Source organism: Candidatus Polarisedimenticolaceae bacterium, assembly GCA_036376135.1.
Classification (GTDB): Bacteria; Acidobacteriota; Polarisedimenticolia; order Polarisedimenticolales; family DASRJG01; genus DASVAW01.
Map to the genome: position 1 here is coordinate 1 of DASVAW010000029.1, position 14130 is coordinate 14130.

Consider the following 14130-nt stretch of genomic DNA (forward strand, 5'->3'; position numbering starts at 1 on the left):
GCTCGTCGCTGTTCTCGCCGCTCGCCCTCGTGATCCTCGGCGGCCTGATCAGCTCGCTGCTCCTCTCGCGCCTCGTCACCCCGGTGATGTACAGCCTGATCCCGCCGCCGGGCCCCGGCGTAGACTCGCGGGCATGAGCGAGCCGATCCATCCCTACGCGTCGCTGGTCGACCACGGAGGCGGCCTGTATACGCTGGACGGCGCCTGGCGGAAGTCCCCCTTCAAGCGCCGGATGACGGTGATTCGCCGGGAGGACGGCGAGCTCGCGATCCACAGCGCGATCCGCCTCGAGGTCGGCGACTACGCGAGCATCCTCGACCCGCTCGGCCGGGTCGGGCTGATCGTCGTCCCGAGCTCCCTTCACGGCGACGAGGCGCGCTACTACGCGGAACGGTACCCGGAGGCGAAGGTCCTCGTGCCGGAACCGGTGAAGTCGAAATGCGCCCCGAAGCTCCCCCGCGTCGACGGCACGGTCGTCGAGGACTGGCCCGCTTCGTGGAAGGACGCGCTCGTCCCCCTGCAGGTCGAGGGCACGAGGATGGGCGAGGCGATCTTCCTTCACGTCCCCTCGCGGACCCTCGTCGTGACCGACCTCGTCTTCCACTTCACCGACGAGCTCGAGGGATTCACCCGCACGCTCATGACCTGGAACGGCGTGGTGAACCGCCTCGGCCCCTCGCGGATCTTCCGCTGGTTCTTCCTGAAGGACCGGGAGGCGCTGAGGCGCTCCCTGCGGCCGGTGAACGGCTGGGACTTCGAGCGCGTCGTGATGTCGCACGGGACGATCGTGGAGACCGACGGCAAGCAGCGGTTCCTCGACGGATTCGCCTAGACGACCGCGCCGAACAGCCTTCCCACGATCGACGTGCACCCCATCGCCACCGCTCCCCAGAACGCGACGCGAAGCGCCCCGCGGACGACCGGCGCCCCCCCGATGCGCGCCGCGACCCCTCCCAGCGCGAGCAGGAGCAGGAGGGTCAGCCCCACGACGCCGGGGGTCAGCATCCGGAAAGGGAAGAACGCGGCGAGGAGCACCGGCGGAGCGGCCCCGACCGCAAACGACGCCGCGGACGACCAGGCAGCCTGGATCGGACGCGCCCGCGTGATCTCGTGGATGCCGAGCTCTTCGCGCGCGTGCGCCCCGAGCGCATCCTTCGCGGTGAGCTGATCGGCCACCTGACGCGCGAGCTCGAGGGTGAGCCCGCGCTCGACGTAGAACCCCGCGAGCTCCTCCCGCTCGGCTTCCGGCGACGCCGCGAGCTCGCCGCGCTCGCGCCCGAGGTCCGCGTTCTCGGTGTCCGACTGCGAGCTGACCGAGACGTATTCTCCCGCCGCCATCGACAGCGCGCCGGCCGCGAGCCCCGCAATGCCGGCGATGAGGACCGCCTCCCGTGTGGGATCCGCGGCGGCCACGCCGACGATGAGGCTGCTCGTGGAGATCAGGCCGTCGTTGGCCCCGAGGACCGCGGCGCGCAGCCACCCGATCCGACCGCTGCGATGGAGCTCTCCGTGCATGTCCGGCTCCCCGTCACCTTGCGGCGGGTTTGCGCGCGCGGGTCGCGATCGCGACCGGCGCGTAACGGTTGAGCGGCGTCGCCGCGTCGGACCACCCGTCCTCGTACAACCCGACGATCGCGAACCCCGCGTCGGTCTGGCCGCCGATCTGGGTCTCGAGGGAGTGGCCGTACTGGTACGCCGCCCCGGCCTCCTCCCACCGCCGACGCGCCTCCCCCTCGAGGCTCCACGGCTCGGAATAGGGGAGCTTGTACTTGACGACCAGCAGCCCGCTCCGCTCCGCCTGGTCGTGGTCGAAGAGGAAATACATCGGGTTCATGAATCCGGCGAGAAGCTCCCCGCCCGGTCGCAGCACGCGGAACGCCTCGCGCCAAACCGCGACCACGTCGGGGACGAAGACGTTCGAGACCGCGTGGAAGACGAGGTCGAAGCTCGAGTCGGGGAAAACCGACAGGTCGGCCATGTCCCCGCGCACGAAACGCATGTCGAGCCCCTCGCGCTCGACGACCTCGCGGTCGCGCGCGAGCTGCTCCTCGGAGAGGTCGAAGCTCGTGACCTTCGCCCCGGCCGCCGCCAGCACCGGCAGCTGCTGGCCCCCCGCGGAGGCGAGCCCCAGCACTTCCTTTCCCCGGATGTCGCCGAACCACTCCCGCGGAACCGGCCTTCTGGGGGTGAGGACGACGCTCCAGTCCCCTTCCCGTGCCGCGCGAATCACCTCCGGATCGACGGGAATCGACCACGGCCCGCGGCCGGCGGACTCCTTGTTCCAGGCGAGGCGGTTGTGCTCGAGGTGGGTCATGGCCGGCGGGATTGTGCCTCCATCCACCGCGGGACCGTCATGCCTCCCACCGGACCGCGATCTCCTCGAGGCACACCCCGCCGTTCCGGTGCTGGACCCTGGAGGTCTGCCCCAGCCCGTACTTCGGACCGAAGACCCAGTCCGTGTGGACGTGGCCGTTGGCGGGCTCGATCCAGAAGTCCACGATCGCGTTCTCGAAGAGCTCGCCGCGGATCGCGCCGTGGTCGACCGCCTCCCGCGACGCAGGGTCGAGCTCCCGCACGGCACCGTCGAAGATCTCCCAGGCCGAGACGACCGCGGCTTCCTCGAATCGCGCGTCGCGGCGACTCAACGCCGTCACGGCGGTCCTGAGGAACTCCGCGTATTCCGGGCTCGTGGGATCCTCCGGCTCGGGGATCGGGTGGAACGGAGGGAGCACGACGTCCTCGTGTTGCCGGAGGTAGAACTTCGAGCACGGCGGCCCGACCGAAGGGACTCCGTCCTCCGCGGACGCCTCCCGCATCATCGCGAGGATGCGATCGAGCAGGTAGTTGCGAACCTCGAGCGTCAGGAGCGTCATCGCGACGGCCCCGCGAACCCGCAGCGTGCGACTCGAATCACGGCACTCACCCCGAGTAGGCGCCGTGACGTTACGCCCCTGCACGGGCGCCGTCAATCACACACGTCCGACCCGCTCGAGCCTCCGAGCCCACAACATCGCGAGCCCCCCGACGACGAGGGTCGCCGCCGTCCCGGTCCCCACCAACAGTCCCCACGGCGGCCTCGCCTCCCGGCTCGCCACCGGGAGATCGGCGCGCTCCACGGGACGATCGTCCCCGGCGAGGGCGGCGATCGGGACGAGCAGGACGAGGGCGAGGCAGGCGGCTCGGAGCATGGAACGGTAATACGCGCGAGCCGTCCGGAAGTATCCTCGCGCGATGGCCGGAGACTTCGACGTCGCCATCGTGGGTCTGGGCGCCATGGGGAGCGCCGCCGCCTGCCACCTCGCGCGCCGCGGCCGACGCGTCCTCGGCCTCGACCGATTCACCCCGCCCCACGCCCTGGGCTCCTCGCACGGCGAGACCCGGATCATCCGCGAGGCCTACTTCGAGCATCCGCTCTACGTGCCGCTCGTCCAGAGGGCGTACACGCTCTGGACGGAGCTCGAGGAGCTCGCGGAGCGCGAGCTCCTCCGGACGACCGGAGGGGTGATGATCGGTCCTGCCGGCGGGATCCTGGTCGAAGGGGCGCGGCGCAGCGCCGAGGAGCACGGGCTCCGCCACGAGCTCCTCTCCGCCCGCGAGGTGCGGCGACGATTCCCGGCCCTCTCGCCGAGCGAGGCGATGGTGGGGGTGTGGGAGCCGCGCGCGGGGGTCCTCTTCCCCGAGGCCTGCATCGAGGCCCACCTCGAGGTCGCGCGATCTTTCGGCGCGACCCTCGTGTACGGCGAGCCGGTGATCCGCTGGTCCCCCGACGGCCGCGGCGTCCGCGTCGTCACGCCTCAGGGGGACTACGTCGCGGCGCAGTTGCTCCTCACCGCGGGGAGCTGGATGCGCGCGCTCGCCCCGGAGGCCGGGCTGCCGCTCACCGTGACGCGACAGGTCCTCTGCTGGTTCGCGCCCGCCGCGACCCCCGAGCACTTCGCCCCGGCGAGCTGCCCGATCCACCTCTGGGAGGACCTGCCCGGCCGCTTCTTCTACGGCTTCCCCGACTTCGGCACCGGCGTGAAGCTCGCGATCCACCACGAAGGGCGCGCCACCGACCCCGACCACGTGCGCCGCGAGGTCGGGGCCGGCGAAGTCGAAGACCTTCGCCGTCGCTTCCGCCGCTTCATGCCCGCCGCCGACGGCCCGCTCCTGCGGACGGCGGTGTGTCTGTACACGAATACCCCCGACGAGCACTTCTGGATCGACCGGCATCCCGGGCACCCGCAGGTCCTGATCGCGAGCCCCTGCTCGGGGCACGGCTTCAAATTCGCGAGCGCGATCGGCGAGATCCTCGCGGACGAGCTGACCGGGAAGCCGACGTCGTTCGACCTGGAGCCGTTCCGGAGGCGCTGACCTTCGCTACCGCCGCGCCTTCACCCGCTTCGGCTCCCCGCCCACGAGGTGGAGCGCCTCTTCGTAGTCGGCGCCGAACCCGATGCGTGTGATCGCCTTCAGGCGGTACGGCGTCGCGGTCTTGTCCCAGCGCGCCGAGGGGTCGATCTCACGAAGGAACATCCAGCCGTCCTCGATCCCCTCGACGCGCCCGATGAAGCAGACCTCGGGGTCGATCCGCTCGAGGTGGATCGTGAGCATCGGCCCCACCCGCGCCGCCGTCCGGATCATCGCCTCGGGGTCGGCGAGCGAGACCCGCGGCTTGCGCGGCAGACGCTCCCCGCGCCTGCGGAGGGCCGCCTCGACGAATGCGGCGCGAGGGTAGGGCCGGACCTCGCGCAGGTCCTGGACGCGGAAGCACTCGAAGCCGTCGAACCAGACCCGGTCATTCACGACGGCGACCAGGGCGAACTCCGGCCCCACGTCGAGCACGTACCCCATCACCTCGGTCTTCTCGAACCGCGTGTGGAAGCGGATCAGTCGCTGGGCGCGGCGGGCATCCAGGAGGCGCTTGCGGGTCGAGGCGATCGACATCGTGGGATCTCCGTGCGTCGCGCCACTCTACCGCGAGAGGCGGTCGGCGGAGCCCTATACCTTCTCCAACCCCCGCCGCGGCTCGGCGATCAGCTCTTCGTGGATCAGGTGCAACTGCCTCAGGTTCGGCTGCGTCGGATCCTGACGGACGTGGGCGCGTTCGAGTCCCCCCTCCCGTTACTCATACCCCTCCCGAGGATCTTCACTCGTCTGGATGAGGATCTCCTCGGGAAGGACGTTCACGTGGAGGTTCACGAACGCCTTCAGGTCGAACCTCGCCTCGGCCGTACGCCCCGACAATCGGTCCAGGACCTCGATGCGATAACGACGGCTCGGGAGGGTCGTCCAGCGCTGGACCGCGACCGCGGGGGAGGCGGACACCGGCTCGACACGCTCGTCGAAGAGGATCCGCTCGTTGAGCGTGATCAGCAGCCGCACCGCATTCGGCCCGGGATTCCAGATCACGAGGTGGACGTTGTTCGCACCGGGTTGCGTGGCGATCGCCAGCTTCCCGGGCCCCGGGCCGCAGGCGGACGACAGCCCGGCAACGAGGAGCACGATGCTGACCGCCACCTTCCGCCGCTTGAGGATCACGAGCGCGATCCCGCCGAGGATCGCGACCGAAGCGAGGATCAGCCTCAACGTCAGCGCCTCCCCGAGGAAGACGATCCCGCCCAGCGCCGCCAGGACCGGCACGCTCAACTGAATCGTCGCCGCGCTCGTCGCCGGAAGCGCGGGAAGGGCGGTATACCAGATCGCGTACCCGATCCCGGAAGCCAGCGCCCCCGAGGCGATCGCATACCCCGCCCCGGCGGCGTCGAACGTCATACGGGAAAAGGTCACCGCGCTCAACGCGATCGAGAAGGGCACCGCGCGCGCGAAGTTCCCCGCCGTGACCTTCGTCGGATCCCCCGCCCCTCTCCCGCGCAGCGAATACACCCCCCACGCGACCCCGGCGCTCAACATCAGCACGGAACCCACGAGCGGCGGCGCGGAGAGCCCCGGGAGGAGGAGCCCTCCCAACCCTCCGAGCGCGAGCACGAGCCCGGCGGTCTGCACCGGCCGCAGGCGTTCCCCCGCCCACAGGCCGCGTCCGATCATCGTCGCCTGCACGGCGCCGAAGAGGAGCAGCGCCCCCGTCGCCGCGGGGAGGCTCAGGTAGGCGAACGAGAACCCGGCGGCGTAGACGAACAGCGCGAGAGCCGACGGCCAGCTTCCGCCGCCGGGGCGCGGACCGCGGTTCGTGCGCGCGATCAGGCCGAGCATCAGCGCGCCGGAGACGATGCGGATCGTCGTGAAGGTCGCCGCGTCGATCGCGGTGTGCTTGAGGGCGACCCGACAGAGCAGGGAGTTGCCGGCGAAGGCCGTCATCGCGAGAGCGGTCAGGATGAGGACTCGGGTGAAAGTCATCCGATCGCCATTCTCACCCCAATCTCGCCGCCTTCAGCCGGAGGTAGTTCCGCTCCGGAAGGCTCGACGTCCCCTCGGCCGCCGCGCGGTAGTGGGCGATCGCCGCCTCGCGCTCCCCCAGCCGCTCGCAGAGGTGCCCGCGCACGGCGGCGAGGCGGTGATGCCCCGCGACGCGCGGGTCGTCGTCCAGCGACTTCAACCGCTCGAGCCCCGCCGCCGGGCCGTGGACCATCGCCACCGCCACCGCCTCGTTGAGCGCCACCATCGGGGAGTCGGCGACGCGACGGAGCAGTCCGTAGAGCGCAAGGATCTGCGGCCAGTCGGTCTCCTCCCAGGACTTTGCCTCCCCGTGCACCGCGGCGATCGCCGCCTGGAGCTGGTAGGGGCCGACGGCCCCCCGCGACAGCGCCCGGGTGAGCAACGCGACCCCTTCGGCGATCGCGGCCCGGTCCCAGACCGTTCGGTCCTGCTCGTCGAGCGGAACGAGCTCCCCTCCAGGACCGGTGCGGGCGGCCCGCCGCGCGTCGGTGAGGAGCATCAGCGCGAGCAGTCCCGCCGTCTCGGCGTCGGCGGGGAGGAGGCGGTGCAGCTCGCGGGCGAGGCGGATCGCCTCCCCGGAGAGATCGACGCGGTAGAGGCTCGGACCCGCGCTCGACGCGTATCCCTCGTTGAAGATCAGGTAGAGGACGTGTTGGACCGCGTCGAGGCGTTCGGCGCGTTCGGTCGCATCCGGGAGCTCGAAGCGCGCCCCGGCGCTGCGGATCGCCTGCTTCGCCCGGAAGATCCGCTGCCCCATCGTCGCTTCGGGAACGAGGAACGCGCGCGCGATCTCGCCCGTGGTCAGGCCGCCCACCGCCCGAAGTGTGAGGGCGATCGCCGACGAGGGCTGAAGCGCGGGGTGACAACACATGAAGAGGAGCGTGAGGGTGTCGTCCTCCTCGGGCTGCGGCAGGATCTCGGGGGCCGAAACGTGACGGTCGTCGATCGGGAGCGCCACCGCGGTCTCCCGACGCCGCCGAGCGATCTGCGTCCGCCGCAGGTCGACCATGCGACGCGCGGCGACGCGGATCAGCCACGCGCACGGGTCGTCGGGGATCGTCCCCTGCGGCCAGTGCGACGCGGCGGCGATCAGCGCCTCCTGGACGGCGTCCTCGGCGTCGGCGAAGTCCCCGAAGCGTCGGGCCACCGCACCGAGCACCCGCGGCGCGAGATCGCGCAGCAGGCGCTCGTGCGACGGATCCAGGCGGGTTGGCGTCACGCCTCGACGGGCGCGCAGCGCATCACTTCACGCACCTCGATCGCCATGTTGAGGGGCTTGCCGTCGGGACCCGGCGCGGACGACGCCTTCGCGGCGATCCGGTGGGCGGCATCCGGCGACTCGACGTCCACGATCCAGTACCCCGCGAGGAACTCCTTCGACTCGGCGAACGGCCCGTCGGTGACCTCGGGGTTCCCGTTCTTTCCCGCACGGACGATGCGGGCCTGGGCGGGCATCGCCAGCCCCTCGGCGCCCACGAGCGCCCCCTCGCTCTGGAGGTTCTTGTTGAGCTCCATCATGAAGGCGATGTGGGCGTTCAGCGCCTCCGGGGACCAATGCAGGATCCCCCAATCGCCGTCGCCCCTGGGCGCGTGCATCATCAGCATGAACTTCATCGTTGGGACTCCATTCCGGTGTCGAAGCGCGCCCCCATCGGCGCGTTCGGGGAGACGTCGGAGCTGCGAGGGAGACTACGACACTTTCCCCGAAATATTTTTGGCAACTAAAGGGTTGCGTTTCCGGCCGCCCCGGTCCATACTCCCGATGTGCAACCGTTTGGTTGTCTAAAGGAGCCCCACATGACTCACTTCCGTCAGAACCTCCTGCTCCAAGCCACCCCCGCGGCGATCTACGCCGCGCTCACCACGAAGGAAGGCCTGCGCGGCTGGTGGTCGCAGGATTGCCAGGGCCAGACGCACCCGGGAGGCGTGCTCACCTTCCGCTTCGGCCCCCACCACAAGGAGATGCGCATCGAGAAGATGGAGGCGGACCGCGAGGTGCGCTGGCGTTGCGTCGGAGCACACATCGCCTTCCTCGAGAAGAAGGACGAGTGGGTCGGGACCCAGATCGTCTTCCGGCTGACGCCGGAGGGGGAGGGGCGCACGCGCCTCGAGTTCGAGCACGTCGGCCTCGTGCCGTCGTTCGAGTGCTACGAAGTGTGCGACAGCGGTTGGAAATACTTCCTGGCGAGCCTCCGGGGATTCGTCGAGACGGGTCGCGGCACGCCGCACGAGCTCGTCGCGGAGAAGGCGAGCTGACATGAGCACCACCTCGGAAACCGACCGCATCGAGCGCAGCATCCACATCCAGGCCCCGCGCGAGCGGGTGTTCCGCGCCTTGACCGACGCCGAGGAGTTCGGCACGTGGTTCGGCGCGGAGCTGAAGGGGCAGACGATCGCCCCCGGACAACGCGTCCGCGGGCCGATCACGATCCCCGGTTACACCCACGTCGTCTTCGACGTGGTCATCGATCGCGTCGAGCCGCCGAACCTGATGTCGTACCGGTGGCATCCGCACGCCATCGAGCCGGGCGTCGACTACTCGAAGGAGGAGCCGACCCTCGTGACCTTCACGCTGAAGCCAACGCCCGGGAACGGCACGATGCTGACGGTGGTCGAGACCGGCTTCGACAACGTCCCCCCGCACCGCCGTCTCGTCGCGTTCCGCGGAAACTCCGCCGGATGGGCGATGCAGCTCGAGAACATCGCGCGCCATGTCACCGCTTAAGGGCAAGGCGAAAGGGAAGGAGCGTTGGGACGCCGAGGCGCGGGTCTTCGCCGCCCTCGGCGATCCCACGCGCCTGAAGCTGGTCGTCGTGTTGTGCGCGGGGGGTGCGTTCTCGATCGCGCAGCTGACGGCGAACACCGACATCAGCCGACAGGGCGTAACGAAACACCTCCAGGTGCTCTCCCAGGCGGGCGTGGTCCGCGACGTGAAGTCGGGACGCGAACGCCTGTGGCAGCTGGAGCCCGCTCAGATCGAGGAAGCCAGGCGCACCCTCGAGGTGATCGGGAGGCAGTGGGAGACGGCTCTCGGACGGCTCAAGGCGTTTGCGGAGAAGGACTGACCATGCGGCTCGTCAGGCTGAGAGCGCCGGGAGGCCTGGAGAATCTCCAATCCGTCGAGGAAGATCCGCCCGAGCCGGGGCCGGGTGAGCTTTTGGTCCGGATCCGGGCCGGCTCGTTGAACTTCCACGACGACATGGTGGTGCTGGGGAAGATCCCCTGCGCCGACGGCCGCGTCCCGCTGTCCGATGGCGCGGGAGAGGTGACGGCGGTCGGCGACGGCGTCGAGGACTTCGAGGTCGGAGATGCCGTCGTCAGCACGTTCTGGCCGTATTGGCTGGCGGGCGACATGACCCCGGCGACGAGACGGGAGATCCCGGGAGAGAGCGTCGACGGTTATGCCCGCGAGTACGCGAGTTTGCCGGCGCACGCCTTCACGAAGGCACCGCCGGGCTGCACGCACGCGGAGGCGTCCACGCTCCCCTGCGCGGGGGTTACCGCCTGGAGAGGCCTGGTGGTGTGCGGCCGGGTGAAGCCCGGCGACACGGTGCTGGTCCTCGGCACGGGCGGCGTCTCACTCTTCGCGCTGCAATTCGCGAAGGCCGCCGGCGCCCGCGTCATCGCGACGTCGTCCTCCGAGGAGAAGCTGGAGAAACTCACGCGCCTCGGCGCCGACGACGTCATCCACTACAAGGCCGTGCCGGAATGGGGCAGGAAGGCGAAGGAGCTGACCGACGGACGCGGCGTCGATCATGTGATCGAGGTCGGCGGCCCCGGCACCCTGGCGCAATCGATCGCGGCCTGCAGGACGGGCGGGCATGTCGCCGTGATCGGCGTCCTGACCGGTTTCGCGGGTGAAGTGTCGATCCCGGCCCTGTTCTCGAATCAGATCCGGATCAGCGGGATCTCCATCGGCAGCCGTGCCGATCAGGAGGAGATGATCCGGGCCATCACGGTCAACCGGTTGAGGCCCGTGATCGACCGCCGCTTTCCCTTGCAGGAGATCGTCGCCGCCTTCGCGCACTACGAGTCCCGGTCGCATTTCGGCAAGGTGTGCGTCGAGTCTTGAGGTCGCCACCGCGAAGACGGATCACGTCCTCCGCGGGACCTCGTACACGAGCTCCGCGAATCCCGGCCCCATCTGCCGGACCGAGACGAGGCGCAGGGGCGGGAAGGCGATCTCCCGCGGAAGCAGCGGCCTTCCCGAGCCCAGCGTGACGGACCCCACCTGGACGATGATCTCGTCCAGCAGGCCGGCGTCGTGGAATTGCCCGACCAGGTCCCCGCCGCCGACGAGCCAGACGTTCTTGTCCCCCGCCGCGGCCCGCATTGCCTCGTGCACGGGGCGCACGTCCCCGCGAACGAACCGGATGTCCGCCCCCGGGATCTGCGGGAGCTCGCGGCTCGAGAACACCCAGGTCGGTTGGGTATAGGGCCAGGGCTCACCGGACGGGTCCCCCGGCTTGATGGCGTGGCGGAGCATCCACGCGTAGGTGGACGAGCCCATGGCGAGCGCGCCGACCTCCTTGATGAAGCTCGGGTAGCCGGTCTCTTCGACGTCGCCGAGCTGGAACAGCCACTCGAGCGAGTGATCGTCGGTCGCGATGAAGCCGTCGAGGCTCGTGGCGGTGTAGTACTGGGTTCGCATGGGGGAAGAATAACCGCGGGTCGTCTTCAGGCGTTGATCCGCAGCAGGTGGCTCACCGCCAGCGCGCAGACGTACAGCCCGACCCCGAACACGGTGTGCGTGGCGAGGCTCTTCAGCCGGGCCTGCGCGGGCTTCGGCGCGCGGGAGGAGGCCGGGCCGAGGCCGAGCGACGGCTGCAGCACGAAGAACGGGAAAACCACGGTGCCGATGCCGAAGAGCAGCGCGGGGAGAAGCGTCGGTCGCGCGAGCGCCTCGCCGGAGGTCAGCACGACGAACGCGAGCGCGAGCCCGATCCCGATGGAGTAGTGGGCCATCCAGCCGACCGCGCACTCGAGGGGCTTACGGGACGCGGCGTTGATGTTCGCGTGCCGGAACGTCCCGTCGGGCATGTGTCGGATCCACCGTCCCAGCAGGCAGTAGTTGAGCGAGGGGATGCCGAACGCTCGCTTCAGGAACAGATTCCAGAGGTCCATGACCACGCTCGCGCCGAGGCCGATGGCGACGGCTCCGAGGATGGTCTTCGGTTCAAGGGGCATGAATCTCCTCCACCGGCGTCTCGCCGTGCCTCGTTGGGATGTCGGGACGTTACGGGGAAGGCGAACCGATCCGGAGATGCTCCGCCAGGAACGAAACCACGTGCGCCTCATACCCCTCCGGATCGAACTCCAGGAAATCCTGGTGCAGCGCCCCGTTCACGACCCAGAGCTCCTTCGGTTCGCTCGCCGCGTCGAAAAGCTCCAGCGACTCCTCGAGCATCGTGTGCCGGTCGAGCGAGCCGGCGACGACGAGAACGGGCGCTCCGAGCCGGCCGATCGAACGGATCGGCTCCAGCTCCTCGGGGGAGATGCCGAGGCGAGGCTCGAGCTGAACGAGCAGCAAGGGTGCGAGCGCCCCCGCGAGCGAGCCGAAGCGAAGGCGGAGGCGGTTCCGCACCGCCCGCGACAGGCGCGGGTACACCGCCTCGAGGACCACGGCGTGGACGCCGGCCGGTTGGGGTCCCAGGAGCAGCGACGCCCCGCCGAGCGAGCACCCGACGACTCCGATGCGACGTTCCGGCGCATTCCTGCGAAGCCACGCGAGCGCCGCCGTCACATCTTCCGACTCGCGCTTGCCGAAAGTGATCGCCTCGCCGGGGGTTTCCCCGTGGCCATTAAGGTCGATGAGGAGGGCCGAGAAGCCGTGGCTTCGAAGGACCTCGGCGCGAGAGAGCATCGCCCTCCGGTCGGCGCGCACCCCATGAAGGAGGAGGACGACCGGCGTCGATTGTCCGGCGTCCATCCACCACCCGGCTACGGCGTGCCCTGTCGCGGGAATGGTCACCGCTTCGGCTTCGGCGCCCGGAGGCAGCGGCACGACGTGCTGAACCGGCGCAGTGAGCTTGCCGCCCAGGATCCAGACGGTGGCAGACCCTGCGACGCCGACGGCCAGCACCGCCAGCAGGAGGACGCGCACAACGCGAGGTTCGTATTCGCGCATCACGATGAGATTCCCATCGACGGGCCGACCGCCCGGGCGAAGCCTACCCTTTCCACCGCCGCGCCCACTCCGGAGCTTCCTTCGTCTCGAACCGGTCGTCGGTCAAATCGACGAGCCGCGCAAAACGGCCCGCTCGTTTCCCTGTCACCTCGGCGGCCCAGACGCAGCCGTCCGCGAGCACGACGAGCCTCCCGCGCTGATCCCAGTCGACCCATTCCACGGACTTCCGCGGCAGTTCGATGGGACCGGCAGGCCCCTCGACCTCGAATCGCTCCTTGTAGCGAAGCCGCTCGAGGGTGCAGATCATCGAGATGCTCCAGCGCTCCCGAGGGTGGACGCGCTTCCGGATCCCCGGCTGCACCGTGGCGAAGTAGTCCTTCGGGTCGAACGTCGTCTCCCACGCCTGCACTTCGGTCCAGCCGTCCCGCTCGAGGCGCTGCGCGAAGATCGGATAGTCCTCCCCGGAAGCATCCGGGTTGGGGACGACGCGGAGCGTCCGGGGCGGATGTTCCGGATGCGGCGTCGCTTCGGTCGGGCGGTGGTTGAGCAGCAGCGTGCGACGGTCCTGGAACAGCCCACCTCCCCACCAGCAGTCCCCCTTGGGCCAGAGGGCGAGCGCCGTCAGGTACGGCGGCTTGCTGACCGCCGTCCACGCGTAGGTGTACGTGCGATCCGCCACCGTGCGCCGGTTGAACTTGCTCGCGAAGTAGACGAACAGCGAGCCGTCCGGCGACAGGTCGCACCGGCGCTCGTAGATTCGGCCGCGGAACCAGTGGCCCCGATCGAAGGTGTCGGTCTCGGTGTTCCAGGAGACGAGCTCGACGACGTTGGTCGGACCGCGGCGGAGGATCAGGGCGGTTGGAGCCTTACTCGCGAAAAGAACCGAAAGGCGGGGCTTGGGGGGCTTGGGTGTGGGCATTGCAGGAATCTCGATACGTGTGGGAGTTGGGTCGATACGAGCGCCGGTCACCGCAAACTCCGTTCGCCTCTTCCGCACCGGAGGATCCGTGGTCGAGCGAAATACCGCAAGAGCCAGCCGAAACGCGTCGGGTAGGTCCGGATGACGATCCGTCGCGGCCATCGCCGTGAGCGCATTCGCGTTGTCATCCCAGCTCGAAGTTCGTCCAGAATCACTGCTGCGAACGACCTCGAGTCAATCTCCCGTTGGAAGTAACCGGCATGGAGCTCGAGTTGGGCCCGGACGACAGCTTCCCGCACCGCCGTGGATCGGTACTCGATGGACATGAAGCACTCATCGTGGGTCGACCCGGCGCAGCCGTCGCCGATCGCGAAGTTGCGCCCGTATGGGTCGGTTTCAGTCTCCTTCCACTCGATCATCTCCCCAAGCAGCTCCGCAGCGCGTTCGAACACGGCAGGCGGAAGACCCGCTCCGTCCAACTGGGTTCCACAGTCCTCAAGCTCCGACTGGCGCTGCCACGTCCACCAACAGACGTGGTCGGGAGTTATCTGCATCGATCCATGACCTCCAGGGCGAGGACACACGACTTCGCGAACTCCGCACCGGACGGGACTCGATCAGGCCGTCTCATTCGCCGTCGCCGATCCAGCGGCGGAGCCTAGCGAACAAGCCCGGCTGCGCCGCGCGTTCGAAGTGCCTGACGAGGATC

18 protein-coding genes are annotated in these 14130 nt (G+C 69.6%); 6 read left to right on the forward strand and 12 right to left on the reverse strand.

Features of this window, described 5'->3' with window-relative positions; all coding sequences use genetic code 11:
• Positions 1–133 precede the first annotated feature (133 nt).
• Complete coding sequence (locus VF139_02315; GenBank protein HEX6850213.1) at positions 134–832, forward strand: hypothetical protein; 699 nt, start codon at positions 134–136, stop codon at positions 830–832.
• On the opposite strand, the gene VF139_02320 is transcribed toward VF139_02315, so the two are convergent.
• From VF139_02320 to VF139_02335, 4 genes are all read right to left on the reverse strand, one after another.
• Positions 829–1515: a VIT family protein gene (locus tag VF139_02320; protein ID HEX6850214.1), complete on the reverse strand. Its 687-nt coding sequence runs from the start codon at positions 1513–1515 to the stop codon at positions 829–831. The two genes, VF139_02315 and VF139_02320, sit on opposite strands and share 4 nt — an antisense overlap.
• A 13-nt stretch (positions 1516–1528) precedes the next feature.
• On the reverse strand, positions 1529–2314 hold the full coding sequence (locus VF139_02325) for a class I SAM-dependent methyltransferase (protein HEX6850215.1): 786 nt from the start codon (positions 2312–2314) through the stop codon (positions 1529–1531).
• 37 nt (positions 2315–2351) lie between these two features.
• Complete coding sequence (locus VF139_02330; protein HEX6850216.1) at positions 2352–2873, reverse strand: hypothetical protein; 522 nt, start codon at positions 2871–2873, stop codon at positions 2352–2354.
• A gap of 96 nt (positions 2874–2969) precedes the next feature.
• Positions 2970–3188 carry a hypothetical protein gene (locus VF139_02335; protein ID HEX6850217.1) on the reverse strand — a complete coding sequence of 73 codons (219 nt, stop codon included), beginning with the start codon at positions 3186–3188 and terminating at the stop codon, positions 2970–2972.
• A gap of 43 nt (positions 3189–3231) precedes the next feature.
• On the opposite strand from VF139_02335, the gene solA reads away from it, so the two are divergent.
• Complete coding sequence (solA, locus tag VF139_02340; GenBank protein HEX6850218.1) at positions 3232–4353, forward strand: N-methyl-L-tryptophan oxidase; 1122 nt, start codon at positions 3232–3234, stop codon at positions 4351–4353.
• Between the two features lie 6 nt (positions 4354–4359).
• On the opposite strand, the gene VF139_02345 is transcribed toward solA, so the two are convergent.
• From VF139_02345 to VF139_02360, 4 genes are all read right to left on the reverse strand, one after another.
• Positions 4360–4926: a hypothetical protein gene (locus tag VF139_02345; protein ID HEX6850219.1), complete on the reverse strand. Its 567-nt coding sequence runs from the start codon at positions 4924–4926 to the stop codon at positions 4360–4362.
• 177 nt (positions 4927–5103) lie between these two features.
• Positions 5104–6336 (reverse strand): DMT family transporter, encoded by a 1233-nt coding sequence (locus tag VF139_02350; protein ID HEX6850220.1) that lies wholly within the window; start codon positions 6334–6336, stop codon positions 5104–5106.
• A gap of 13 nt (positions 6337–6349) precedes the next feature.
• Positions 6350–7594 carry a DUF6596 domain-containing protein gene (locus tag VF139_02355; GenBank protein ID HEX6850221.1) on the reverse strand — a complete coding sequence of 415 codons (1245 nt, stop codon included), beginning with the start codon at positions 7592–7594 and terminating at the stop codon, positions 6350–6352.
• A complete protein-coding gene (locus VF139_02360) occupies positions 7591–7989 on the reverse strand; it encodes a YciI family protein (protein HEX6850222.1) in 399 nt (132 codons plus the stop codon). Before VF139_02360 ends, VF139_02355 begins: the two co-directional genes overlap by 4 nt.
• Before the next feature lie 183 nt (positions 7990–8172).
• On the opposite strand from VF139_02360, the gene VF139_02365 reads away from it, so the two are divergent.
• Genes VF139_02365 through VF139_02380 form a run of 4 tightly spaced genes read left to right on the forward strand, consistent with a single transcriptional unit; the run spans position 8173 to position 10447 of the window.
• Positions 8173–8631: an SRPBCC domain-containing protein gene (locus tag VF139_02365; GenBank protein ID HEX6850223.1), complete on the forward strand. Its 459-nt coding sequence runs from the start codon at positions 8173–8175 to the stop codon at positions 8629–8631.
• Between the two features lies 1 nt (position 8632).
• Entirely contained in the window at positions 8633–9100 is a 468-nt protein-coding gene (locus VF139_02370; GenBank protein ID HEX6850224.1) for an SRPBCC family protein, read from the forward strand.
• The gene (locus tag VF139_02375; protein ID HEX6850225.1) at positions 9087–9440 is read left to right on the forward strand and encodes a metalloregulator ArsR/SmtB family transcription factor; all 354 of its coding nucleotides are present in this window, start codon (positions 9087–9089) and stop codon (positions 9438–9440) included. Before VF139_02370 ends, VF139_02375 begins: the two co-directional genes overlap by 14 nt.
• 2 nt (positions 9441–9442) lie before the next feature.
• Positions 9443–10447: an NAD(P)-dependent alcohol dehydrogenase gene (locus VF139_02380; GenBank protein HEX6850226.1), complete on the forward strand. Its 1005-nt coding sequence runs from the start codon at positions 9443–9445 to the stop codon at positions 10445–10447.
• Positions 10448–10468: 21 nt separating this feature from the next.
• On the opposite strand, the gene VF139_02385 is transcribed toward VF139_02380, so the two are convergent.
• The 4 genes from VF139_02385 to VF139_02400 all read right to left on the reverse strand — a co-directional run bounded on the left by VF139_02385 (position 10469) and on the right by VF139_02400 (position 13421).
• Entirely contained in the window at positions 10469–11026 is a 558-nt protein-coding gene (locus VF139_02385; GenBank protein ID HEX6850227.1) for a dihydrofolate reductase family protein, read from the reverse strand.
• A 26-nt stretch (positions 11027–11052) separates the two neighbouring features.
• On the reverse strand, positions 11053–11562 hold the full coding sequence (locus tag VF139_02390; protein HEX6850228.1) for a DUF2938 domain-containing protein: 510 nt from the start codon (positions 11560–11562) through the stop codon (positions 11053–11055).
• 49 nt (positions 11563–11611) lie between these two features.
• The gene (locus tag VF139_02395) at positions 11612–12478 is read right to left on the reverse strand and encodes an alpha/beta fold hydrolase (protein HEX6850229.1); all 867 of its coding nucleotides are present in this window, start codon (positions 12476–12478) and stop codon (positions 11612–11614) included.
• A gap of 67 nt (positions 12479–12545) precedes the next feature.
• The gene (locus VF139_02400) at positions 12546–13421 is read right to left on the reverse strand and encodes a hypothetical protein (protein ID HEX6850230.1); all 876 of its coding nucleotides are present in this window, start codon (positions 13419–13421) and stop codon (positions 12546–12548) included.
• Between the last annotated feature and the right edge of the window lie 709 nt (positions 13422–14130).